The sequence below is a fragment of the Nitrospira sp. T9 genome (genome assembly GCF_052156535.1).
GTDB lineage: Bacteria > Nitrospirota > Nitrospiria > Nitrospirales > UBA8639 > Nitrospira_E.
The window spans coordinates 15,968-38,601 of sequence record NZ_JBQKUP010000017.1 but is presented as its reverse complement, the minus strand read 5'-3'; the positions used below and the strand labels follow the sequence as shown (position 1 = coordinate 38,601).

The 22,634-nt window shown below is 51.3% G+C and carries 22 protein-coding genes; 16 read left to right on the top strand and 6 right to left on the bottom strand.

All coding sequences use genetic code 11. From position 1 onward, the window contains the following. Positions 1–42: 42 nt before the first annotated feature. Positions 43–1,071: a rod shape-determining protein gene (locus ACTRXD_RS00995; RefSeq protein ID WP_312644576.1), complete on the top strand. Its 1,029-nt coding sequence runs from the start codon at positions 43–45 to the stop codon at positions 1,069–1,071. Positions 1,072–1,078: 7 nt separating this feature from the next. Here the strand turns inward: ACTRXD_RS00995 and ACTRXD_RS00990 are convergent, their stop codons facing one another. Beyond that, complete coding sequence (locus ACTRXD_RS00990) at positions 1,079–2,221, bottom strand: PQQ-dependent sugar dehydrogenase (RefSeq protein WP_442430020.1); 1,143 nt, start codon at positions 2,219–2,221, stop codon at positions 1,079–1,081. A 144-nt stretch (positions 2,222–2,365) separates the two neighbouring features. Between ACTRXD_RS00990 and ACTRXD_RS00985 the strand changes: the two genes are divergently transcribed. From ACTRXD_RS00985 to ACTRXD_RS00975, 3 genes are all read left to right on the top strand, one after another. Then, positions 2,366–2,560 carry a hypothetical protein gene (locus ACTRXD_RS00985; protein ID WP_312644570.1) on the top strand — a complete coding sequence of 65 codons (195 nt, stop codon included), beginning with the start codon at positions 2,366–2,368 and terminating at the stop codon, positions 2,558–2,560. Between the two features lie 41 nt (positions 2,561–2,601). Next, positions 2,602–2,817, top strand: a complete 216-nt coding sequence (locus tag ACTRXD_RS00980) for a hypothetical protein (RefSeq protein WP_312644567.1) — start codon at positions 2,602–2,604, stop codon at positions 2,815–2,817. Between the two features lie 400 nt (positions 2,818–3,217). Further along, entirely contained in the window at positions 3,218–3,685 is a 468-nt protein-coding gene (locus ACTRXD_RS00975; protein WP_442430019.1) for a hypothetical protein, read from the top strand. Between the two features lie 38 nt (positions 3,686–3,723). Here ACTRXD_RS00975 and ACTRXD_RS00970 read toward each other — a convergent pair whose 3' ends face one another. After that, positions 3,724–3,948 carry an FmdB family zinc ribbon protein gene (locus tag ACTRXD_RS00970; protein ID WP_312741823.1) on the bottom strand — a complete coding sequence of 75 codons (225 nt, stop codon included), beginning with the start codon at positions 3,946–3,948 and terminating at the stop codon, positions 3,724–3,726. A 99-nt stretch (positions 3,949–4,047) separates the two neighbouring features. Here ACTRXD_RS00970 and ACTRXD_RS00965 point away from each other — a divergent pair, with 99 nt between their 5' ends. The 9 genes from ACTRXD_RS00965 (at position 4,048) to ACTRXD_RS00925 (ending at position 13,809) form a co-directional block, all read left to right on the top strand. After that, on the top strand, positions 4,048–4,329 hold the full coding sequence (locus ACTRXD_RS00965) for a hypothetical protein (protein WP_442430018.1): 282 nt from the start codon (positions 4,048–4,050) through the stop codon (positions 4,327–4,329). A gap of 4 nt (positions 4,330–4,333) precedes the next feature. Next, positions 4,334–5,845, top strand: a complete 1,512-nt coding sequence (locus tag ACTRXD_RS00960; protein WP_442430017.1) for an FG-GAP-like repeat-containing protein — start codon at positions 4,334–4,336, stop codon at positions 5,843–5,845. Positions 5,846–6,214: 369 nt separating this feature from the next. Next, entirely contained in the window at positions 6,215–8,248 is a 2,034-nt protein-coding gene (locus ACTRXD_RS00955; protein WP_442430016.1) for a hydantoinase/oxoprolinase family protein, read from the top strand. After that, on the top strand, positions 8,241–9,809 hold the full coding sequence (locus ACTRXD_RS00950; protein WP_442430015.1) for a hydantoinase B/oxoprolinase family protein: 1,569 nt from the start codon (positions 8,241–8,243) through the stop codon (positions 9,807–9,809). The genes ACTRXD_RS00955 and ACTRXD_RS00950 overlap by 8 nt, the downstream gene beginning before the upstream one ends. Before the next feature lie 317 nt (positions 9,810–10,126). Next, entirely contained in the window at positions 10,127–11,254 is a 1,128-nt protein-coding gene (locus ACTRXD_RS00945) for a hypothetical protein (protein ID WP_442430014.1), read from the top strand. A gap of 345 nt (positions 11,255–11,599) precedes the next feature. Further along, complete coding sequence (locus ACTRXD_RS00940) at positions 11,600–11,917, top strand: hypothetical protein (RefSeq protein ID WP_442430013.1); 318 nt, start codon at positions 11,600–11,602, stop codon at positions 11,915–11,917. Positions 11,918–12,339: 422 nt separating this feature from the next. Next, entirely contained in the window at positions 12,340–12,792 is a 453-nt protein-coding gene (locus ACTRXD_RS00935) for a hypothetical protein (RefSeq protein WP_442430012.1), read from the top strand. A gap of 154 nt (positions 12,793–12,946) precedes the next feature. Continuing rightward, complete coding sequence (locus tag ACTRXD_RS00930; protein WP_442430011.1) at positions 12,947–13,447, top strand: CPBP family glutamic-type intramembrane protease; 501 nt, start codon at positions 12,947–12,949, stop codon at positions 13,445–13,447. 71 nt (positions 13,448–13,518) lie between these two features. Then, complete coding sequence (locus ACTRXD_RS00925; RefSeq protein WP_312741799.1) at positions 13,519–13,809, top strand: hypothetical protein; 291 nt, start codon at positions 13,519–13,521, stop codon at positions 13,807–13,809. Positions 13,810–14,075: 266 nt separating this feature from the next. Here the strand turns inward: ACTRXD_RS00925 and ACTRXD_RS00920 are convergent, their stop codons facing one another. The 3 genes from ACTRXD_RS00920 to ACTRXD_RS00910 form a co-directional block, all read right to left on the bottom strand. Then, the gene (locus ACTRXD_RS00920) at positions 14,076–14,492 is read right to left on the bottom strand and encodes a hypothetical protein (protein WP_442430010.1); all 417 of its coding nucleotides are present in this window, start codon (positions 14,490–14,492) and stop codon (positions 14,076–14,078) included. 240 nt (positions 14,493–14,732) lie between these two features. Further along, positions 14,733–15,833, bottom strand: coding sequence for a M48 family metallopeptidase (locus ACTRXD_RS00915; RefSeq protein WP_442430009.1), 1,101 nt, complete (start codon positions 15,831–15,833; stop codon positions 14,733–14,735). A 95-nt stretch (positions 15,834–15,928) separates the two neighbouring features. Then, positions 15,929–17,362, bottom strand: a complete 1,434-nt coding sequence (locus tag ACTRXD_RS00910; RefSeq protein ID WP_442430008.1) for a YjgN family protein — start codon at positions 17,360–17,362, stop codon at positions 15,929–15,931. Positions 17,363–17,444: 82 nt separating this feature from the next. Between ACTRXD_RS00910 and ACTRXD_RS00905 the strand changes: the two genes are divergently transcribed. After that, the gene (locus ACTRXD_RS00905) at positions 17,445–17,897 is read left to right on the top strand and encodes a hypothetical protein (protein ID WP_442430007.1); all 453 of its coding nucleotides are present in this window, start codon (positions 17,445–17,447) and stop codon (positions 17,895–17,897) included. A gap of 66 nt (positions 17,898–17,963) precedes the next feature. On the opposite strand, the gene lon is transcribed toward ACTRXD_RS00905, so the two are convergent. Further along, a complete protein-coding gene (gene lon, locus ACTRXD_RS00900) occupies positions 17,964–20,405 on the bottom strand; it encodes an endopeptidase La (RefSeq protein WP_442430006.1) in 2,442 nt (813 codons plus the stop codon). A gap of 423 nt (positions 20,406–20,828) precedes the next feature. Between lon and ACTRXD_RS00895 the strand changes: the two genes are divergently transcribed. Both ACTRXD_RS00895 and ACTRXD_RS00890 read left to right on the top strand, forming a co-directional pair. After that, positions 20,829–21,503, top strand: coding sequence for a TetR/AcrR family transcriptional regulator (locus ACTRXD_RS00895; protein ID WP_442430005.1), 675 nt, complete (start codon positions 20,829–20,831; stop codon positions 21,501–21,503). After that, on the top strand, positions 21,500–22,633 hold the full coding sequence (locus ACTRXD_RS00890) for an ABC transporter permease (protein WP_442430004.1): 1,134 nt from the start codon (positions 21,500–21,502) through the stop codon (positions 22,631–22,633). Before ACTRXD_RS00895 ends, ACTRXD_RS00890 begins: the two co-directional genes overlap by 4 nt. Position 22,634 lies beyond the last annotated feature (1 nt).

The following is a 22,634-nucleotide window of genomic DNA, read 5'->3' as shown; positions in this document are numbered from 1 at the left end:
TCGGCATTTTCTGAATCAACCGTCTTTCCACATGGGGGGCTCATGCCAGGGTTGAGTGATATTCTAGGGTGGTTTTCGAGTGATTTAGCCATCGATTTAGGTACGGCGACGACACTGGTCTATGTTCGTGGTAAAGGCATCGTCCTGAGTGAACCCTCGGTGGTGGCCATCGAAAAACAATCGAACACGGTATTGGCCGTGGGTGTAGAAGCCAAACGCATGGTGGGAAGGACGCCGGGTAATATTGTGGCGATCCGCCCGATCAAAGAAGGAGTCATTGCCGATTTCGCCATGACCGAGCGCATGTTGCATTATTTTATTACCAAAGCGCATAACCGACGGGCGTTCGTCAGGCCTCGCTGTATTATTGGCGTGCCATCCCGTATCACCGAAGTTGAGCAACGGGCCGTCCGTGAATCGGCCAGCCAAGCCGGCGCTCGGGAAGTCTATCTCATCGAAGAGCCGGTTGCGGCAGCAATTGGAGCGGGGTTACCGATTACGGAACCTTCGGGGAACATGGTGGTCGACATTGGAGGAGGTACCACCGATATTGCGGTCATTTCCCTTGGGGGCATTGTGTGTAGCGAGTCGGTTAAAGTGGCGGGTGATTCCATGGATGATGCCATTATGAGTTATATTAAGCGACGATATAACCTCCTGATCGGTGATCACATGGCGGAAAAGGTGAAAATCGAAGTCGGATCTGCCTACCCGTTAGAACAAGCCAAAACGATGATGGTCAAAGGGCGTGACATGATTTCGGGTATTCCCCGGACGGTTGTGGTGAATGATTCCGAGATTCGAGAAGCATTGGAAGATCCCATACATGCCATCGTGAATGCCTTACGAAACGCGTTGGAGAATACCCCGCCGGAATTGGCCGGAGATATTATCGATAAGGGAGTGGTGATTACAGGCGGGGGTTCGCTGTTGCCTGGCATTGCCACGCGGTTTCAGGAGGAAACCAATCTGCCCATCATTACAGTGGAAGATCCCTTGACCTCCGTGGTGTATGGCGTGGGAAAAGCTCTTGATGAAGTCGATTTATTTCAAAAGATTCAAAAATTTTAATGGTAGGCTAGGGCAAGGCAACCGACGTGTTCGGTGCGATCTGAAAAATCTTGCCTTGATGACCGATCACATAGAGTTCTCCCTCACGATCTTCCCCAAAAGACGCGATTCGTAGTTCCGTATCAAGCAGTTGTGTGGTCTGCCCGTCGCGATAACCCCAGATTTCTCCGGTACAATAATCTCCGAACACATAGAGCCCTTCTAACGAAGGCACGCGTTTTCCACGATAGACGTAGCCTCCGGTTACCGAGCATCGTCCCTGTTCGTGCCGGTATTCTGTGACCGGCGGCGTGATCTCATGCTGGGCCGATTGGCAATTCTTGGCGGGATTGAAACAGTGGGTCCCCTCTAAGAGTCGCCATCCATAGTTTTTCCCTTTTGCAATCACATCGATTTCTTCCCAAAGGTTTTGTCCGACATCCCCGGCCCATAAGTCTCCGGTCTTGCGGTCAAAGGAAAAACGCCAGGGGTTTCGAACGCCAAGCGCAAAGATTTCAGGTTGGCCTGGTTGTCCGACAAAGGGATTGTCGGCAGGGATGCGGTAGGGAGGCGGTCCATCTACATCGATCCGAAGAAATTTACCCAACAAAGACTTTCGATCTTGAGCTCGGTTCTCCGGATCACCGCCTGCTCCGCCATCTCCCGTCCCAATATACAAGAATGCATCGGGACCAAAGGCGATCATGCCTCCGTTATGGTTGCTGTAGGGTTGCGGAATGACGAGTCGGATGGTTTCTTGTGGGTCCGCTTGGGCAGAGTCGGATGATACTTGGTATTCGGCAATCACCGTGGCCCCGTCCTCCGCCCTAGTGTAGTTCACAAAAAACCGGCCATTTTTCGAGTACTGAGGATGGAATGCCAGACCCAGGAGTCCCCGTTCCCCTCCTGTGGACAGCTTTTCAGCGATATCCAGGAAAAGAGCAGGATTCCGTTGGCCTGGAGTCAGGGTAACAATGCGGCCATTCTGTTCTACCACGAACAAGCGATTGGTTTGATCCGGACTGCCGGTGAGAAAAACCGGCTTAGAAAAGTCGTGCTCCACCAGGGGTTGCAATCCAATGGGACCTTTAACAGAGGCAGGTTTTCCAGAAAGACCCCAGCCGGAGGTTGACCAAAGCCCTACCGCGATCCCTATGACGATTCCCATCATTACGGGGCCCAGGTGTCTAGGAAGGGCTGCGTGAAGGTGGGATGACTGATTTCGGGAATGAATTGAGCGGAATAGGGATTGCCCGGGAAATCGATGCCTTGTTATAACTTGAGAGGCCATAACGGTAACGTGAAGGAGTGTAAGATGATTTTAAAGTATGAGTCCGATATCTTAGATGATGAAAATGCCCGAGGAAATTTCTATCATGTTTGTCAGGGAAAGGTCCAGGACACTCCGGTCGGCATTCCACCTGAGGATCAGCCCTATGAATGCCCTGCGTGTGGGATTGATCTGGAACAGGAAGACTTTTTGTTAGCGCAACAACGAGGGTGGTCATAATGTCGGTTGAGACCTCACCCATCTTAGGCAGGGAGGACGTTATGCATTTACCACGTAGCCAGGGAAGAAAAACGGTATCGGTTATGCGAGGCCTCATGATGCTCTGCCCAGCATGTTACGACAGCATTCATGAAGAAAAATTGGTGGATGAAAAAAACTATGTGGCGGATCATGAAACCTTTTTTGACGTGATTTGTCCAGGCTGCGAGGATCTGAATCGTCCCCTCATCGACGATATGCTGGGCAGTTCGGAATAGCCCAGGTCAGCTCTTGACCGGGCATGCTGAACCGGTCCTTTTTTCCATACGACCGGGACTTCGATCCGGCCGCTCGACTTTTACGGGTTCGTTTATCCCTCCTAATCCAATCTAAAAGTCCGCATTGGCCTTGAGGCATCACGATAATGTTTTCATGAGATCACGTGCGCATGCAGTTTGAGATAAAGACCGCAAAATCCATTGAACTTTTTGTGCCGCCATTGCACAAACTGATCTGACGGCCCATCCCGTCCAATTGTTCAATCCATTTGCCTTTATAGCACCTTCCAGGTCGTGGACTTAGTTTCTTTGTTCGTTTCTTTAATTCCTGTGCGGATGTGACCGATAAGAAGATGAGGGTTAAAAGTTGTCGTGAAGATTCCCGAGCAGGAGGTGTCCGATGGGAGGCTTCAGAGCTGGTCCACTGATCTTTGCGGTCTTTGGGTTCTCACCCATCTTCCTGATTACTTCCCCCTCTGCAACGTTGTCGTGTGATTCTTTCCTCAATCCTTCAGCCTTTCAGGTTACAACTTTCACCCAAAATACCCTCCTTCCGAATGGAATGATGGCCATTCGGTATCCTGAAACGGAGCAGGAGAGCTCTCCGCATGTCAGCGTGCATCGAGTGTTGATGGTGATTCCTGGACTACAGGAATCCCTTCCTGAAGCCTCGGATATGCACTATCGAATCGTTGAAGGAGATGGCACGATTGGATGGATAACCTACATCCTTTCGGCCCAGGCACTTTTCTATGGTGTGGGTGAAGATTCGTTAGGTTTTCCCGAAAAGATGTGGATTGATCCTGAAGAAGATGGCCTGAATGGTAATGAACATATCAATGGCAGAGAGCCTGATTCGGGGAAATAAGGCTGTCATCTGCTACCTAAGGTAGGCTTCCGGATCTCCTAATTCATCGAGCAGGCGCCTGGTCCACGGGGATCTCCGCAGGATCCGCAACTGCCTGGATCAACAATGTTCATTCCACTGCCTGTCCCCCCTACGGCAAATCCCGTCAACTGTTTTTCAAGTCTATCGGCCTGACATTCCGGACATTGCGGGATGGTTGAGCCATGGACAAGCATCTCAAATTGATGCGAACATTCCTGACATCTATAAGCGAAAATCGGCATGGGTTCTGGACCTCCTTTTGAATGAAATGGTACATCTAGTATAGGCAATCATGTGAGATGAGGACAATGGAGGTTCGCGAAAAGGAGTGGCCTCCGGTCATGATGGAGAAGGAGAAAAAGATGTATCAAGAGGAGGAGTCGTTTAACCTAAGGTTTTCCCTGGAAGCCAACTTCCCGGATGAATATGAGGGCGAGGAGGATGAGAGGGCATGGCTCGCACATTGGGAAGAAACCGTGAAGCCTGCTATTGTGAAAAGTATATTTTGCACATTAGAACGGTATCCCGACTGGGTGGCCCGTTTTCGCAATCGAGGAAAGGCCGCTACGGACGAAATTGAAATTGTCTTAGAAAAAACCTATACCGATTCTTCATTGAATTAACCCCATGATGTTCTGGTCATTCGCCAAACGATCTGTGATTTGCGGTATCGCCTGGGCGTGTATGACCGGATGGCCTCTCTCCGCATATGCGCAGAATCTCACCTATTCCCCCACGCCGAGTAATCCGGTTGGGCGCGCTCCGCAAGCTATTACCGCAGGAGATTTCAACGGGGACGGATTATCGGATATCGCGACGGTTAACGGCACATCCGACGATATCTCAGTGCTATTAGGCAACGGCAACGGCACTTTTCGATCGGCTGTGTCCTTTGGAGTCGGGAAAATTCCGCTGGCGGTCGTTGCTGCCGATATGGATGGTGACGGCCTCCTTGATCTGGTTCTGGCCTTGAGCGGAGCTGATCAGGTGGTTGTGCTGAAAGGTGAGGGCACCGGCCTGTTTAAGAAGTTAGCCAGCCAGGGGGCAGGCAAAGGGACGACCTTTCTAGCGGTTCGGGATGTAAACGGGGATGGGTGGAGTGATGTGGTGGCGATCAATAGCGGACGATTTGGTTATTACCCGCCTTTTGATCTCTCGGTGCTCATGAACGATGGGAAGGGCGGACTGTTGACCCCTGTGACCTATGAACAGGACGGACGGGACGGCATGTTTCCAACCGGGGTGCTGGTCGAGGATCTGACCGGTGATGGAAAGCCCGACCTTGCGGTGACATGGAGTCAGCCGAGTTGGCGGTCCCCGAACGGGCTTGTTTCCATGCTAAAGAATACCGGTAATGGAAAGTTTGTCCTTGAGAAGGAACTCAAGCCGGGCTTCACCTTAAGCGCGATTCAGGGGGCCGACATCAACCATAATGGATTGGTGGACCTGGCTGTGACCAGTCTTTTTTCGGATACCGTACGCATTCTGCTCCAGCGCGAGAGGGGATCGTTTACAGAATTGGATCCCATTAAGGTGGGTTTTGCGCCGGTGGGAGTGGTGTTTCGTGATTTCGACGGAGATCAAGAAATGGACATGGTTGTGGTCAATCGTGATTCCAATAGTTTGTCGATTTTATTGGGGAATGGAGCCGGACTGTTTACCTCGGCGGGCCATTTTGGTGTCGGAGCCACGCCTTCAGCAGTGGTCGTGGAGGATTTTGATCAAGACCGATTCCCCGATCTGGCCACGGCCAGCACGAATATCGATGGCGTGTCGGTCCTGCTCAGCGGAGATGGGGGTATCCCCCTCCCAAGCCTGAGCACGGATGCCATGGTCTTTGAGATGGAGTCGGGCCAGGAGGCGAATCCTTCATCCTCTCATCACATGATGCGGGTCTCCAACATCGGATTGGGATTGCTCAAAATTGTGGAGGTAAAAATTACCGGCAATGAAGCGGATGCCTTTTCAGTTGTGGATAACACCTGCGCGGATGTGACTTTGTATACGGGCGATTCGTGCACGCTCCAGGTCGGATTCGCTCCACACGAACCGGGAACCCACCATGCCATGCTCACGATTCACGATAATGCCAGCGGTAGTCCACGACGCGTGGTGTTAAAAGGCCTGGTGAAAAGTTAAGCAGCCGCATTCGTTGGAATAAATGTATAGCTGAACCAGCCCCTTTTACCCCCTTCCCATCACGCCATGTGATGTTTGCGCTTCAAACCTTTCCCATAATCCGGTATGCTCTCTTTACCATTCCTTGAATGGTCTGTTGAATAATTCAAACATCTTGCTGTTTCATCAGCATATGAATATCCAAGGCTCACCAGAAAAAATAGTGGAGTGTTCAAAAAGGCTCGTCCAGTCCTGTCCTGAGGCTTCTCGAAGGAAAGGCCGCAGCCGCTTGGTCGAGCGGAGCGCACGGAGGAGTACGTGAGCACGGCCAAGCGGCGAGAACGCCGCTGGCGGCATTTTTCAACACTCCCCTGAAGAAGAGTGTGTTCGATGTCGACTTTCGGCCAATCGAGTCAAAATGTATGGGTGGGGATAGATATTGGAGGGACCTTTACCGACTTTGTTATCTATTCCTCCTCGGATCAATCTCTCCAGCGATTTAAAATTCTTTCGACCCCGTCCGACCCTGCGGAAGCGGTACTGCAAGGGTTAGCCCAACTTCCTCACCATCCTGGTCGTCATATTGTGCATGGTTCCACCGTCGCCACCAACGCCATCCTGGAACGCAAAGGGGCGCGGACGGCTCTCATTACGACAAAAGGCTTTCGGGATGTGCTGCTGATTGGACGACAAGATCGTCCTGCGTTGTACGACCTGTTCCCTGTCATTCCTCCGCCCTTAGTCCCGCGTGAATGGTCATTTGAAATCCCGGAACGGGTGGATAGTGCAGGGAACATCCTGACGCCTCTTCAGGAACAAGGCCTTATCCCAATACTTGAAATGTTACGGCATGAAGCGATTCAGTCGGTGGCTGTATCGTTTCTATTTTCCTTTGTGAATCCTGTTCATGAGCAATGGGTGACAAAGCGATTGCGTGACGAAGGATTCTTTGTCACGGGTTCTTCCGAAATCCTGCCGGAATTTCGAGAATATGAACGAACCAGTACTACGGTGGTGAACGCCTATGTTTCTCCGGTTCTTGATACCTATTTGGGCCGGTTAGAACGGGAGATGAAACCGACCGAGTTTCATATTGTGCAGTCGAACGGGGGGCGAATTTCGGTCGCTCAAGCGCGAGGGCATGGCGTCCGTTCCATTCTGTCTGGTCCGGCCGGAGGTGTGGTGGGTGCCCGATACCTGGCAGGGTTGGCGGGCTTCACCCGGATTCTGACGTATGATATGGGCGGGACGTCCACGGACGTGGCGTTGGTTCATGAGATGATTCATGTCACGAACGAAGCCAAAGTCGGGGGGAATCCCATCCGTGTGCCTGTCATTGATATTCATACGGTCGGTGCCGGAGGTGGCTCTCTAGCCACGGTCGATGCGGGCGGCAATCTTCGTGTGGGACCTCAAAGTGCCGGAGCTCAACCGGGTCCGGTGTGTTATGGGCGGGGCGGGACCATCCCGACGGTCACGGATGCTCATGTGGTTTTAGGGCGATTGCCGACCGACGGGTTTTTAGGTGGCCGGATGAGATTGAATGTCGAGTCCGCGCAACAGGCATTTGATGAACTAAGCCGGCAGATGGTGTTGGCCCCTCGTTCCGGCTTGGATGTCCGGCAGACCCTGGCCTTGGGTATGATCCAAATTGCCAATGTTCATATGGAGCGCGCCCTGCGTGTTATTTCGGTGGAGCGGGGAGAAGATCCCAGGGAAACTGTCCTGGTGGCATTCGGTGGGGCCGGAGGATTACATGCCTGCGATCTGGCCAGAGCATTGGGTATTCCACACGTGTTGGTGTCGCCCATGGCCGCCACGCTCTCTGCTCTGGGCATGTTGGCTGCGGAGGTGCAATTGGATTATGTCCAGACGGTGATGCTACCGGGAGACACGCCGATTGAGATTCTTGAACAGTGTACGCAACCGTTGATTGATCAGGGGCAAAAGGACTTACATCGGGAAGGCGTGGATCCTGACCAATGGGTTCTCTCTCGAACCGTCGATGTCCGTTATGTGGGTCAATCCTTCGACCTAGCGGTGCCGCTGACTTCAATGGTCCGCGAGGAATTCCATCGGATTCATCATGCGCGCTATGGCTATAGTCAGACAGAGACCCCAATCGAAATCGTGAATGTCCGCGTCCGGGCAGTCGGCCATGTGACGCCGCCCACCATTCCCACCAGGCCGCTAGGGTCAGCGGATCCGACTGCAGCTCAATGGGAAGATCGTCCGGTGGTCTTGCCCCAAGGGATGAAACCGGTCCCGCATTATTGGGGAACCCGCTTGCGTCCGGGACATGAAATCAAAGGACCGGCCATTCTGGTTCTGGATGATACCACCATCTATCTTGGACCCACGGATCACGCCGTGATTGATACGTATTCGAATATTCTCATAAAGGTTGGAGCCACCGATGGATGATCCCATTCGCACAGAAATGATGAAGCACCGGTTGGTGTCCGTTGCCGAGGAAATGGGTGCTCGCCTGCAGAGAGCTGCCTTCTCCCCCAACATCAAAGAACGCTGTGATTTTTCCTGTGCGGTGTTTGATTCATCCGGAAATCTGGTCGCGCAAGCGGCGCATATCCCGGTTCATCTTGGAGCCATGCCCTTGTCGGTGCAAGTCTGCCTTGAGTTCTTGACGCTGGCGCCCGGCGATGTGGCCATGGTCAATGATCCCTATCGCGGGGGCACGCATCTTCCCGATCTCACCGTGGTGTCGCCCGTTTTTGTGGAAGACACCTCTCCTCCCACTCTCTTGGGATTGGTCGCCAATCGCGCGCACCACGCCGACATTGGGGGAATGTCGGCGGGGTCGATGCCGTTGTCACAGGAAATTTTTCAAGAAGGACTCATTATCCCCCCCGTGAAACTCATGGTGGGCGATAAAAAAAATGAGGACATCTGGCGGATGTTATTGGCGAATGTCCGTACTCCGGAGGAACGCATGGGTGATCTCCAGGCTCAATTGGCCGCGAATCAGATTGGAGGTGAACGGATGCGAGCGATGGCTGAACGGTTTGGAATGCAACCGTTGCTTGCGGAAATGGATGCCCTGCTTCGTTACAGCGAACGCATGACGCGCCAGTTAATCAGCATGTTACCCAAGGGCTGCTTCCGTTTTGAGGATGCACTGGATAACGATGGATTCACTGAAGAACCGGCTGTCATTCGTGTCGCCATTATGATCCAGGATGAACAGGTCACGGTGGATTTTTCTGGAACCGATAGGCAACGGCCTGGGAGCATCAATGCAGTCTATCCGGTCACGTTGTCCGCCGTGGCTTATGTGTTCCGATGTGTGTTGGGATTGGACATCCCGGCCAATAGCGGATGTTTGCGGCCGATTCACGTCATTGCGCCGGAAGGCACATTGGTAAACGCCAGACATCCTGCCGCGGTGGCGGCCGGAAATGTCGAAACCTCCCAGCGAATTGTGGATGTGTTACTTGGAGCCCTGGCGCAAGCCTGTCCTAATCGCATTCCGGCGTCCAGCCAGGGCACGATGAATAATCTCACCATCGGTGGATGGGATCAACGACACAATCGGCCCTTTGCCTATTACGAAACCATTGGCGGTGGGATGGGTGCGGGTCCTGAATGTGATGGCGTGAATGGCCGCCACTCACACATGACCAATACCCTGAATACCCCGGTGGAAGCGGTTGAGTACGCCTATCCGTTTCGAATTGCTCGCTATGCCTTGCGGAAAAAGTCCGGAGGAAGCGGTCAGCATCAAGGCGGAGAAGGAATCGTCCGGACGTACGAATTTCTTCAGTCTGCTGAGATCACCCTCTTGTCTGATCGCCGGATTACCAGACCCTATGGATTGGAGGGAGGCGCACCAGGACAACCTGGTCGCAACCGCATGAAGCAAAACGAAATCGAAAAAGAGGTTAGTGGAAAATGTTCATTCCCCGTTGAAGCGGGCGATGAAATCACCATCGAAACCCCAGGCGGCGGTGGATATGGAATCAACTAGAATCTCGGTTGGTTGGGGAAAAGCGATCCTACAATTATGGAAGACTTCAGGATAGAGACCTTAGGCATGAGACTGCGTCTTGCTTCGTCAAACTCCCGGACAAAAGCCCTTACGGAAAAAATCAACAATCTCGTATCCGAATAGATACAATCGTATCTCAGGACCTATCAAAATCCTCCCATCCTTGCTTTTAAAACTTCTTCTCACCGTTCCGATGTCTTAACCGTACAATAGTTTTAAGGCGTTGGAATAGTTGCCCATTAATCGTCATCCTATGGAATGGTTTTTGCTGTTACTCAACAACGGCACAGAAAAAAGTGAAGCTTAGCCTTACAACTCCCGGGATTACCGCAGTGGCGTATGACAATATCCTGGACGATGACCAAATTTCACAGTTACCGACAGAAAACGGTGCGTGGGGTGACCCGGGAACCCCCTATCATCCAGACACCCTTTGGAATCCTGTACCGTGGATGATGGGGCAAAACATCTATCTGGCTAATGAATTGTACCAGACCATTTATGTTGAATATTTCTACGAGCAATGCCATGAGACAACTCAGAGCAACATCCTTATTCACCCCCATAAGGATGTTCTGCAATGCCGAAAGGGGTCAGTCATGAAAAAGTTCACCGGGAGGTCTATGATGATGACACATGCAAGACGTCGAACTTTTACCATGGTTGCATGGGCTGCAGTGCTCTGCGTCCCACTTGGTGTGTATGGCCAGCCTGAAAGTAATCAGGGGATACCCATTCAAGAGGCCGGTCAAGCAGGAGTATTGATGGAAGAAGATAAGAATCAGGACGCCAAGTTTTTTTCGTCTGAGAATAACGCTAAGGTTCAGTGGCGTCTGTCTTCCACTCCATTCAACTATTCACGAGTAGATCATGGGAGTGATGTCTCGATACGGCTTGTGGCGCTTGATTCTGTTGATGGGCCACCGCCTTGTGGGGCGGATGGCTCTTGTAACTTGAACGCTTGCTCTGCCGACCCGGATTGTCCCGCCGGCCTTCCCCAGCAGGAGAGTGAAAGCGAGCCCTACGAACCTCCGCATGATGAAAAAGGCATTGGGGGGTCAGTCTGGCTGACGACAGGTCCTGACGGATTTGAGGGTGGACATTCCTGTGATTTTGACAAAGGCACTTGTAACATCAAAGTGACCTGGAGTGTGCAGCCGGATAAATATGATAAATGGAAAATCTGCTGGAAAGATTGGGGCGACACCTTTACCAACGCGTGTGACGTGAACCAAAAAATTCGAAAATTTGAAAACAATTTTTATGTCATTCCTGATTTGAAGGAAGACCATCACTATCGTATTCGGCTCGAAGGTCGAAAGGATTCAAACGATAAGTGGAAATGCCTGGCAAAAGCGCGATTGCGAAATGTTCACTTGAATGGGACGAATATAAGAGGAGTTGTGCCATGCATCGTGCCGTAATTTTGGCATTGGACAGGTGCGGCCTTGCCTCGGGGATTTTTGGGGACATTAAGCCCTGTTGAACTATTATCCTGTACCATCGCGTCTATGGACTTTAGGGAGCAGGCCCGTATCTCTCATTAATTTTAAAAGACCACAGAGAGGGTATAAGGACAGGTTCGAAAATATTTTTCCTGAAAAGACGGAGGCTACCTACCAAACGACCCCTCGGCCATTTTCGCACTACGCCCAAACCATTCAACAGGCTCTACAGCAATCATTTGGTGCCACGCCTCCTCAACTGATGATTGAACCCGGTCGTTTCTGGTGGCGGATGCGGGAGTGATACAGAGCGAGGTCATACTAGTGGCTCACAAATCCCGCGAAAATGTTCGGCGATGGGTGTATCTCGATATCGGTAAGTTTGGCGGTTTGCCTGAAACGATGGATGAATGTATTAAGTACCGCCTACGCACCCTCCGTGAGGGTCCAACGGGACCGGTGATTTTGGCGGGTCCCACTTGCGACAGCGCGGACGTGTTATATGAAAAAACCTCCTATGAGTTGCCCCTGAATTTGGCTATCGGTGATCGAATCGAAATTTTAAGTGCCGGTGCCTATACCAGCAGCTACGCCTCTGTGGGGTTTAATGGATTTCCTCCCTTGCGGACCTACTGTCTCTAACGGATAGCCCCGTTAAGGTAATGGGCTCATCCCATTGGTCATCAGGATACGCAGGCCGGTGATGTATTTCCTTTGGTTTTCTCCCGTCTTTTACTGATTCAGATAGCGCTGCAGGGCGGTTTCGTCCAGGCTGAAAGGCCTGGACCCCGTCCTTCCCGGTAAACGAAGAGGACTGTCTACGTTTCAGACAAACAGGAAAGGGTAATTGTATTAATTGTTCCATTTTTAATACATTATATAGAATGCTAGGGGGTTTTCCCCGGAAAACTAGGGATTTCACTAGTTGTGCATGAGATAGAAACTCTTATTTACTCTTTATAAAGAGCTAAAAGAGTTAAAGAGCACTGAAATACAGCTGAAATACATTGGTGAGAGAATCATCTCTATGATAGGGGAAATGGATAGAAACCAGGGAGGGTTCGATGTCCAGGGAACGTTGGTCGAAGGCCATGTGGGAGGAATTCCTGAGCAGGATTTTTTCAGGGGATCATGTCTCGTTTATTCCCCATAAAATCTTTCGCTGGGATAAAAATGGGATCTATCGGGATTGTTTTTTTCCTGTTCCTTGTCAACACCTTTTAGGTGGAGAGCATCTTCTTGGACGGACCATTAATGAGGTCTTACCTAAAGACTCAGCCAAAAGTTTGAAAAAGGCCCTGATCAAAACGCTGAAAACCCAACGGCCGCAAGATGTTCAATTGGTGTTTCCCACCCTGGGAAAGACGGTTGTCGCGGTAGTCCGGTTATTTCCCTATGAGTCTGAGGCATTGGGCTTTGTCACAGATCATTACCTGGATGGTTGTCCCGTCATCTCGGTTTCCCCGCAGGATTCCTCCTTGTCCTTTCTGAAAAGCTCCCCGACTTATACCATGTAATTCGTGTGGGAGAAATCTACTGAAAATTACTCCCGATGATCGGGCCGGCAATGGGTGGGAATTCTCTGCGGTTGTCCTGACAGGGCTGCTGCATCTTGTATTCAAGAGTTTTGATGCAAAGGGACTTTTTATAGCCTTGGCGGGCAGCAGTTGGATGAGCTATGTCGTCTGGCAGGTTCGGCGAGATCCGACGAGGTGGAAAGAGTGGGGATTTCGCACCGACAATCTAAGACAAGCCTTTATGTGGCCATCGGTATTATTTGCCGGGGCGGGATTTGCCATGGCCTGGTATGGCATCGTGGCCGGTCGAGAGCTCTGGCAAGGCCACATGCTGTTCCTGTTGTTCCTATATCCTTTATGGGGAATTCTCCAACAGTTTCTTGTGCAGGCGCTGGGTGTCGATAATCTTATAAAAATATTTCCTCAGCATGGCCTGTGGCTGGCCATTCCCATTGGGGTGATTCTGTTTGCCCTGGTCCATTTCCCCGACTGGTGGCTGACGTTAGCCACCGGCCTTATGGCCTGCTTTTTTATCCCGTTTTATATCCGTGATCGGAATCTTTGGCCACTGGGGCTCTATCATGGCTGGCTGGGCACGTTTTTTTATCTCTGGGTTCTTGGCCGCGACCCCTGGGTATCTGTTTTCGGAAGATAGCCACCCACTTGACGAGTTTGATGAGAGCGGAGTAGAAAAAGAACCATTGTTGTCGATGTGAAGGGAGAGGTATGGCTATGGAAAATAATCCGCTCGTAATTTCTGATCAAGAACGGTTGCAGCTTTTGTATGAACGGTTTCGGGATGTGTGTTTGGTGGAAAAGGAAGTGTGGACGGAAATCTATATGCCCCGGCAAACGGAGAAGGGCATGGTGCTCACCAATCAACACGAATGTTATGAAGTGATCATTGATGATGAAGCGGTTGAAAATGCACTGGAGGCCAATATTCCACTAGGTTCGAAGGCGTTGGGCGCGGCGATTCAGGAGTATAAAGACCATATTTCGTTTCGAAAGAAATAGTTCGTATAGTCGAGCAGGGTGCATTAAAGCCTGATGGTTACCGCCATGACTATTGCCGGCTTTTCTCCAGCCCTTGTTATCAAGGTTCTGCAGGGTGCAACCGGCTTAACCAGGCCCTCATTCAGATTTCTTTAGTTTGAGGATTGCAAAATATTGAAGCGTTTCCCCCTCTGCTTTTTTTGGCAGAGGGGGAACAATGGTGATGCCCCTCAAGTGAACGGGGCCTTTTTTAGCCCTGGAATGTTCTGTAATTAGGGAGGGATTGATTAGGTTGCCGCAATCGCTTCTTTCGCAGGCGCTGTGACTTTTGCTGCAGCAGGCGCTACCTTTTTGGCTTTTTCGGTATCCTGATAGGCTTTGTCTTGCGCCATCCAATCATGTCTGAGTTTTTCAGAAATGATTTTTGTGCTTTCCAGCATTTCCGGGATTTTGGTCAGGGTTTTGTCGTGGGCCTCCATGGCGAATCCGATGTGGTTCGAGCTGTATTGATCGAATTGCACGCGAATGATTTCCACGTTCGGAAGAATATCCGAAAACCGAGCGGTATAGGTTTTCCCCTTCGCCGTTAAGCTTGTGCCGTCTTCCTCCACCAGGGCCTCGGTGCCTGCCGGTACAGTCTTTCCGGTAAATTTATGCAACTTTCCAAAATCTCCAATGGCATAGCGTGTGATTTCGGTTCCCATGTGACCCACCCCTTGTTGTGTGTTGATGATAAGAGCCTCGTACTAGACAGACGGGGTGTGAGTGTATTTGGAGTTGTGGTCCAGACAAAGACACCATACATTCCGGTATGTCTCGAATAGGTTTATTATGAAGCCTCCAGGGCTAGAGAGCAATGGGTCAGATTTCCAAAAAGGTGAGTGGAAAATCCCCTCAACAGGGTTCCCAGAAGTGGAACTCCGTTAAGAAGAGGCTCTGTGGAGTCACTTGCAGTATGTATTGATCTCAGACCACTCAGCGTGAAAGGGGAAGGCTCGATAGGCCCTGGAGGCTGGAGGTAGCAAGGACTTCAGGTGTGCCAGGCGGTCTTGGGTCGCTGGATGGGTCGAAAGATAACGAAGGACGTCGTTTGCAGGTTGTTCTTTCCCAAGTTTAGCGAAAAAAATGACCATCCCCTCGGGATTAATTCCCGACCGTTGCAATAACCGGAATCCCTGTTCATCGGCTTGGTCTTCTGCCTCACGGCTATAGGACAGGGTCTGAAGAGTTTGGGCGGCTTGGAGGGCATAGGCCACCATGCCGCTGGCATCCCCGCTAAGGGCTGCGATGACGAAAGCCATCGACACATGCCGCACGATAAGGTGCATGGTGTGTCGAAGCAGAACGTGTTGAATTTCATGAGCTAACACTCCTGCGAGTTCTTCCGGCGAAGCGGTGTCTCGTAAGAGACCGCGGAAAACCATGACATATCCGCCTGGGGCAGCCATGGCGTTGACGAGGGGGCTATCCACCACGGTCACCTGAAATTGATAGGGAAGGTGGTCAATGGATCTGGTCAGGGACGTCATTATGGAGTCGACCGCGTGGATCAGTTTCGGGTTGTCGCAAACCGGTTTCCCGTCTGTGACTTCCTGTTGTACATATTGGCCCAATTGAATTTCCCAGGAAAACGGAATGGCGGCGGTGATTGGCTGAGCCAATGATGGAATCCCCCAGGTGAAAATGCCATACACGATGGGGATGCTGGCGAGTGCGGCCAGAACGGTCCAATACACACGAGTGTGTCGTGTGCGGGGATGATGAAAATGCCTGGCGTGTGATCCGCCATGCTCATGAATCGCCAGCAGAATTTTGGGGCTGGGGATGACCAGGGTTTCGCCAATTCCGGTCCCTCGCTCAAATCGTACTTCTTCGCCGGAATAGCGCCCCTGGGTTTGTCGAAGATCATGATAGTTCCATGTCGTGGTTGTGTGGTCAGCAAAGTGAAGGGTCAGGCCGACACCTGAAATGGTAATGGTCACATACTGTGGAACTACCGATTGTCCGTCATAATAGGACCCTTTCCATTCGGTGGGGTATGCCATGATCGAATTGGTTTAGCCTAAGGAACGCATCAATCGTCGATGGATGGAAAGGTCAATACGGGGAGGATCGGTGCCGAAAATGCACAATGGCCAAATTAGCCTAAATCAAAACCAGCGTCAAAGTACCCCGCAAGCTCTTCTCCGGTGGGGGACGCATCCAAAGCTTCCTGTTCGATGCGTTGAAAATCTAAAGGTCCTTGAAGGTTCAGATGATAATAGAGAAATTGGAGGTTCCGGACCTGGACCCACGGCCAGGCTAATCCAAACGTGAGAATAAGCATGAGGAAGTTCGTCATCCGTAACTCCATGAGATTCCATGTGGAGGCAGAAAAATGAAAATGCGCGTCTCCAAAATCTGAATGATTCCATTGGTACCGTTGTTTGGCTACCTGCAGGTAAAACCATGGAAGCAGCAGCGTGAGCAATCCGGTGATGAATAGGGAATTAAAAAAAATGTCTCGCCAACCTTCAGATGGCCATTGGGCGAGGATGGTGAGACCGTCAGGTCCCGCGTTAATCCCGATGAGTGTGATCATAATGATCATGATGAAGGCGAGGGATGTGACATAGATCTTCAAGAGCCCGCTTCCCGTTCCGGAATAGGTGAATGGGCGATTACCAAAGTAGGTGTGAGCGACGAGAAATTTTCGTCTGGCATTTTCGAAAAACGGGTAATAGATGCCGGCGGTCAACACGGTCAGTACGCTTCCCAAGACCCATATTTTCGTATAATCTTTCACGTGTCCCCGGAAGGAGAAACGGATCGTTCCCAACGAGGTTCGACTCAACCGATAACGATGCGATCCAACCACGGCGACTGGAATGAAGCATAAGGCCATGGTCCCTGCAAGTGCATTGGGAATCCAGATCGGAATCTGGTCCCAAATGAGGGGGGTGAGACTGAGGAATGCATAGGGAAGACCGAATACCAAAAACGCTTTTGACCATCCCTTCAATAATTCCTGGGGAGTTCCATGATAGGAAAAGCGAGTGTGGGCAAAGCTGGTCTGACTGCTCAAAAATTGGCGAATACGCACTCTCCCCCAAAAAGAATACAGGCCAAGTGTCAGTAATGTGAAAAAGGTATTGACAATGAAAATGCCAAAAAGCGTTCGCCCACGGCCCCAAAAAATGGGATGGTGGATGGGAAACAAATCGGAATCTTCCGACTTGTCCGGGCCGGAAGGGGGTATTTCGTGAAGGGCCCGGGTTTGGTCTCTCTGACCCTGGCCCCAAGTGGCCAAATCAGAACTGCGTTCAGCCGATGAGTCTGTTCCATGAGTGGTCAACGGCTTATGAGACTCTGATGAAATGAAGGCATGATCTGTGCCGAGTAGTGGTTCATTGGAGTGGTTCACGGATTCCTCTTGTGGAGAATGAAGCGCGGCTCCACATTGCGAACAGGTCTCTCTACCATTTCTGACCGACCCGCATGTTGTGCAAATCAATGCGGGCTTTAATTCCATCGAGCAGGCGCCTCCGTCTTGATGGTGCTCATCAGTGGTGTCTTCCGTGATACATGGTTTCACCTATCTGGGTCTATCGGTTCTATCTGATACAATCCTAAGGTTTTCCCCAACTCAATTGTCATGGGGGAGCGAGGGAAAATTTATGCAGAGTATAGTCAAAATGTTCCTGATCATCATAAATGTTTTTGCTGCGGTAGGTTGTGCCGATGTCTCCCATCAGATTCCTCGAGGGGAAGGGAATGGCCTTGACCCCTCCCATCCGCCTCGACAACTTCAAGATCTTGCCGGGATCTGGGAGTATGCAGATAAAACCGGGTCCAATACCATTAACTTAAATGAAGAGGGAAATGGACCATATGAGTGGGAGGATGGCTGGTTTGAAACCCAAGAACTGAAGGATGGGGTATGGAAGGGCAAATGGATGCAAGCCGGGAACGATCGGGAAGGAGGGTTTGAGCTGAAGTGGTTAGATGATTCGCCGGTAGCCCACGGACGTTGGTGGTACACCCGCATTGGTCAGGATCACAACCCTCTTGAACCTGGAAGTACCTTTACCATGCAACGGATATCCCCTTTCCTGACAGGTGGGAAGTAGCCTCCTCGCGGTATTTCCATAAAGAGAGAAGAATCAAGGCCGGAGAGAAGATCATCCCCTCAAAGCCTAGGGACTGCCCATGACGGATTTCTGCTCACTTTCGGCAGGCTGGGTGTGAGGAGGATTCTTTTCTCTCTCACGAGTGTCCGGCGTCTTGAGCAGGACAGCATGTAAGGCCTCCTCAATCGTTTCCACGAAAACAACGGACAATTCCGATCGTACCGTGTCAGGCACATCTTTCAGATCTTTTTCATTGGCTTTGGGAAGGACAATGCGTCGCAATCCGACCCTATGCGCCGCCAGAATCTTTTCTTTAATCCCGCCCACAGGCAGGACCAATCCGGTTAACCCAATTTCTCCGGTCATCGCCGTATCCTTCCTAACCGGGATTTTCAGTAAGAGTGAAGCCAGAGCACTGGCCATGGTCACACCGGCGGATGGCCCATCTTTAGGAATGGCGCCCTCCGGCACATGAATATGCATTCCACTCTGCTTGAACACCGCGATATCCAGGCCCAGCGATTCGGCACGCGACCAGAGATAACTTCGAGCCGCTTGTGCTGATTCCTGCATGACATCGCCAATGTGGCCGGTAATGGTGAGGTCGCTCCCTCCCGGAAGAAGGGCACTCTCAACATAGAGGACATCCCCGCCGGTTTCTGTCCAGGCCATTCCCGTCGCTACCCCCAGGGGCAATGTTTTTCTGGCTTCCTCAGGCATAAATCGTTCGATGCCCAACCATTCCGGAAGGTCCACTTGGGTAATCGTGAGAGATTCCTCCGGCTGGTCCGGCGGATGTTCTGCCAGCTTCAGCGCCACTTTCCGAGTTAACCGTCCCAACATCTGTTCCAATTGGCGAACGCCGGCTTCCCGGGTATAGCGTTTGATGATATGAGGAATCACCTGTTCCTCGAGCGTCAAAGGTTTGGACTCCAAGCCGGCTTCCTTTAAGCGGCGAGGCCACAAATAGCGATTGGCAATTTCAAGTTTTTCCTGATGACTGTAGCCTCCCAGACGGATAGTCTCCATCCGATCCAAGAGAGGACGGGAGATGGTGTCCAGGGAATTGGCCGTGGTAATGAACATCACTTTAGAGAGGTCAAAGGGCAGATCTAAGTAATTGTCGCGGAAGGTATGATTTTGTTCCGGGTCAAGAATTTCTAACAAGGCTGACGCGGGATCTCCCCGGAAATCCTGTCCAACCTTATCGACCTCGTCCAGCATCAGGATCGGATTTTTGGCCCCAGCTCGTCGAAGAGCCTGAATTAGACGGCCTGGCATCGCGCCAACATATGTGCGGCGATGCCCACGCAATTCGGCTTCGTCATGAAGACCCCCTAAGCTCAGACGTTCAAACTTTCTTTCCAGGGCGCGGGCAATGGATTGCCCCAAGCTGGTTTTCCCCACCCCCGGAGGTCCCACCAAGCATAGAATGGGAGCCTTCGCAGAAGGATTCAACTTCAACACGGCCAGATGCTCAAGGATGCGTTCTTTGACATCCTGAATGCCGTAATGATCTTCATCTAATATCGTCCGAACATGAGTCAGATCCAAGTGGTCTTCTGTGAGGGTGTTCCACGGTAATTCCAGAACCAACTCCAGATAGCTCCGAATGACTTGATGATCCGGGGAGGCAGGAGGCAGCTTGACCAGACGCTTCAGTTCTCTGGTGGCTTCAGTTCTCACGATGTCGGGAAGGTCGGCTTTCTCGATCCTGGCTTTTAATTCCCCTACCTCGCCATCTTCGGGTTGGGTCTCCAGGTCTCCCAGTTCCTGCTGAATTTCTTTTAACTGTTGGCGCAAAAAATATTCCCGTTGGGATTTTCCAATTTCGGCTTGGGCCTGGCTCGCGATTTCATGGCGAATTTTGAGGATATGAAGTTCATGGGCCAACGCGCCATACACCTGGCGAAGGACTTCCTTGGCATCGGATTGCTCCAGAAGCCCTTGTAATCGTTCCACATTGAGGTTGAGGAGGGACACGAGCCGATACGCCACTGAAAGGGGATTTTTTTCGGCTCGAAGTACGGCTACCAATTCCACCACGCCCTGAGTGGTCAATAATTCCGGTAATTGGCCAATAAGTTCAACCAGTTCACGATGCAAGGCTTCCAGTTCAAGGTCGGATTCAAGCGCAAGAGCAAGTTGCCGGGAGCGAACGATCATATGGGGTTCGTCTTGTTCCTTTTTCAGTAAGACGACGCGTTCGATTCCCTGTGCGAGAACCTGAAGATGACCGTCCGGAGTTTTGCCCATTTGCTTGATGACGGCTTTCGTGCCGATGCCATACAGGTCATCGAACTCGGGTTCCTCCTTTTCTGAGTCACGCTGGGTGGCGAACACCAAGGCTTTGTCTTCCGAATTCATCGCGGCTTCCACCGCAGCGATCGAGCGGGGTCGACCAATCGTGAAGGGAACGAGGGTATCGGGAAACAAGACCGTTCGTTTAACAGGGACGAGCGGGAGGGAAACAATGAGTGTATTTTCGGTAGCTGGGGGAGTATCCATTTATATCTTCACCGTCCTTCAGGTGTATACCAACATAATAACTGTTCTCCCCAACAAGATACGCATCTTTTCCGTTGAGTCAAATTGATTGGCACGACCTACCGGTTGTGCCATGCTGGGGTAGAGTCAAAAAGCCATTCATGAGCGAAAACGAAAGCTGCACCTGCACCTGCACCTGCACCTGCACCTGTGTTGGTGATGAACTCTCGTGGCCATAATGGGAGGTGGAAACTCCCTTGTGTCCATCTGAACATCTCAGAGCATCCGAAGTACTGATGATTGTGATGAAACTGGATTGGGTGGATTAGTTTTACGAATTTTCCACCGTTCCCGAAAAAATTGCAAATGATCCAGATTCCTTGACAGGTTTCTTGTGAGATCATACCATGGTAAGTGAATACTCACTATGCTGGAAGGTAGACGATGCCATTATCACCGAAACGAATAAGCGGTCCGGTGCGGAAGGCCAAAATCATTCAATCGGCGGCCTCCTTATTTGCCAAAAAAGGGTTTAGCGGGACCAAGACCCGGGAGATTGCCCAGAGGGCAGGAGTCAGCGAAGCCCTTATTTTTAAACATTTTCCCAGTAAAGAGGATTTGTATGCGGCCATTCTTGCAGAGGAATCGCCCGTGCCGGGATTACTCTCCAAAGTAAAAAGTCTCGCTGAGCAACAAAAAGATGTTGAGGTGTTTTCCGTGATTGCCCGGACGGTGGTCGGAGGGGCTCCGGATTCCGATTTGATGAGGCTGATTTTGTTTAGCGCACTGGAAAACCATGAGATGTCGGATATGTTTTTCCACAATCACATCCGGGTGTTTTACGATTTTTTGGCCGGCTACATTCAACAGCGCATAGATGATGGGGCCTTTCAGCCCGTTCAGCCCCTCATCGCTGCACGCGCCTTTATGGGCATGCTGATTTATCATCGGTTGTTGACGGTCTTATTTCAGGCCCAACTTCCTCAGACTGCCGAAGACATTTCGCGGACTTTTGTGAACCTCATGATGAACGGACTCAAACTCCCTTCACCGAAGGGAGCGGTACGCAGGTCAGGTCAGCCAAGCAAACCTCGGACGCGGACGGCACGGAAGGTATGAATTATGTTGCACTGAAAATGTTGTTTGGCGATCGCCCCAAATACCTCATGTTGCTGGCGGGGCTCACGTTTTCCACGATGCTCATCGTTCAGCAGGGATCCATTTTCTGGGGGTTGATGACCTGGTCGCAATCGGGCATCACCAATGTGAATGCCCCTGTATGGGTCACCGATTCCAATATCAATCAAGTCGAAGAGATTAAACCGCTGGCCGATACCACGGTGAACGTGGTTCGAAGTGTTTCCGGTGTCGAGTGGGCGGTTCCCCTCTATAAGGGCGTCCAGCGGGCGAGGTTGCGGGATGGGAATTATGAGCAAATTGCGTTAGTCGGGATTGAATCCAGTACGTTAATCGGTCGGCCCGCTAGGGTGTTGGAAGGCAACATTGAAGAGCTGCGGTCTCCTGACGCGGTCGCGATCGATCAATTAGGAGTGGAACGGTTAGGTGGGCCCGAAAACATTCATCTCGGCACCACGTTTGAAATCAATGATCACCGTGTCAGGGTCGTGGCGATCGTGAAGACACAAAAAAGTTTTCAAAATTTTCCCTTCGTCTACACCACCTACGAACGAGCCTTGAGTGTGACACCCGAAGAACGGCGGAAATTGTCGTATGTCCTTGCCAGTCCGGTGAGTGGGATCAGCCCGGAAGAATTAGCCAGGCGGATTCATAAACAAACCGGATTGGGTGCATTTACCGCTGACCAGTTTGGATGGAAAACGATTCGATGGATTCTCCAAAACACCGGTATTGGCGTGAATTTTGGTACCACCGTGTTATTAGGATTTATTGTGGGGATGGCGATTTCCGGACAAACCTTTTACCTGTTTACGGTTGAGAACCTGCCGCAGTTTGGCGCGCTGAAAGCGATTGGAGCCAGTACGGGGATGCTGGCGCGTATGATCCTCCTGCAAAGTTTTACCGTCGGATCCATTGGGTATGGAGTCGGTGTGGGATTGGCCACCCTGTTTGGATTGACCGCTGCAGGTGGAGACCGGCTGCCCTTTAAAGAAACATGGCCTCTTCTCGTCGGAGTGGCCGTGGCGCTCTTATTGATCTGTAGTGTCTCGAGTGTAATTAGCATTCGAAAGTTGGCCAAACTTGAACCGGCAATTGTGTTTCGGGGGTAGC

What these genes read in the sequence shown, in the direction of transcription:
- ACTRXD_RS00995 (WP_312644576.1), top strand. Translation starts at nt 43, where the DNA reads ATGCCAGGGTTGAGTGATATTCTAGGGTGGTTTTCGAGTGATTTAGCC.
- ACTRXD_RS00930 (WP_442430011.1), top strand. Translation starts at nt 12,947, where the DNA reads ATGAGCTATGTCGTCTGGCAGGTTCGGCGAGATCCGACGAGGTGGAAA.
- ACTRXD_RS00950 (WP_442430015.1), top strand. Translation starts at nt 8,241, where the DNA reads ATGGATGATCCCATTCGCACAGAAATGATGAAGCACCGGTTGGTGTCC.
- ACTRXD_RS00890 (WP_442430004.1), top strand. Translation starts at nt 21,500, where the DNA reads ATGAATTATGTTGCACTGAAAATGTTGTTTGGCGATCGCCCCAAATAC.
- ACTRXD_RS00990 (WP_442430020.1), bottom strand. Translation starts at nt 2,221, where the DNA reads ATGATGGGAATCGTCATAGGGATCGCGGTAGGGCTTTGGTCAACCTCC.
- ACTRXD_RS00965 (WP_442430018.1), top strand. Translation starts at nt 4,048, where the DNA reads ATGATGGAGAAGGAGAAAAAGATGTATCAAGAGGAGGAGTCGTTTAAC.
- ACTRXD_RS00905 (WP_442430007.1), top strand. Translation starts at nt 17,445, where the DNA reads ATGCAGAGTATAGTCAAAATGTTCCTGATCATCATAAATGTTTTTGCT.
- ACTRXD_RS00935 (WP_442430012.1), top strand. Translation starts at nt 12,340, where the DNA reads ATGTCCAGGGAACGTTGGTCGAAGGCCATGTGGGAGGAATTCCTGAGC.
- ACTRXD_RS00975 (WP_442430019.1), top strand. Translation starts at nt 3,218, where the DNA reads ATGGGAGGCTTCAGAGCTGGTCCACTGATCTTTGCGGTCTTTGGGTTC.
- ACTRXD_RS00960 (WP_442430017.1), top strand. Translation starts at nt 4,334, where the DNA reads ATGATGTTCTGGTCATTCGCCAAACGATCTGTGATTTGCGGTATCGCC.
- ACTRXD_RS00970 (WP_312741823.1), bottom strand. Translation starts at nt 3,948, where the DNA reads ATGCCGATTTTCGCTTATAGATGTCAGGAATGTTCGCATCAATTTGAG.
- lon (WP_442430006.1), bottom strand. Translation starts at nt 20,405, where the DNA reads ATGGATACTCCCCCAGCTACCGAAAATACACTCATTGTTTCCCTCCCG.
- ACTRXD_RS00920 (WP_442430010.1), bottom strand. Translation starts at nt 14,492, where the DNA reads ATGGGAACCGAAATCACACGCTATGCCATTGGAGATTTTGGAAAGTTG.
- ACTRXD_RS00915 (WP_442430009.1), bottom strand. Translation starts at nt 15,833, where the DNA reads ATGGCATACCCCACCGAATGGAAAGGGTCCTATTATGACGGACAATCG.
- ACTRXD_RS00955 (WP_442430016.1), top strand. Translation starts at nt 6,215, where the DNA reads ATGTCGACTTTCGGCCAATCGAGTCAAAATGTATGGGTGGGGATAGAT.
- ACTRXD_RS00925 (WP_312741799.1), top strand. Translation starts at nt 13,519, where the DNA reads ATGGCTATGGAAAATAATCCGCTCGTAATTTCTGATCAAGAACGGTTG.
- ACTRXD_RS00985 (WP_312644570.1), top strand. Translation starts at nt 2,366, where the DNA reads ATGATTTTAAAGTATGAGTCCGATATCTTAGATGATGAAAATGCCCGA.
- ACTRXD_RS00980 (WP_312644567.1), top strand. Translation starts at nt 2,602, where the DNA reads ATGCATTTACCACGTAGCCAGGGAAGAAAAACGGTATCGGTTATGCGA.
- ACTRXD_RS00895 (WP_442430005.1), top strand. Translation starts at nt 20,829, where the DNA reads ATGCCATTATCACCGAAACGAATAAGCGGTCCGGTGCGGAAGGCCAAA.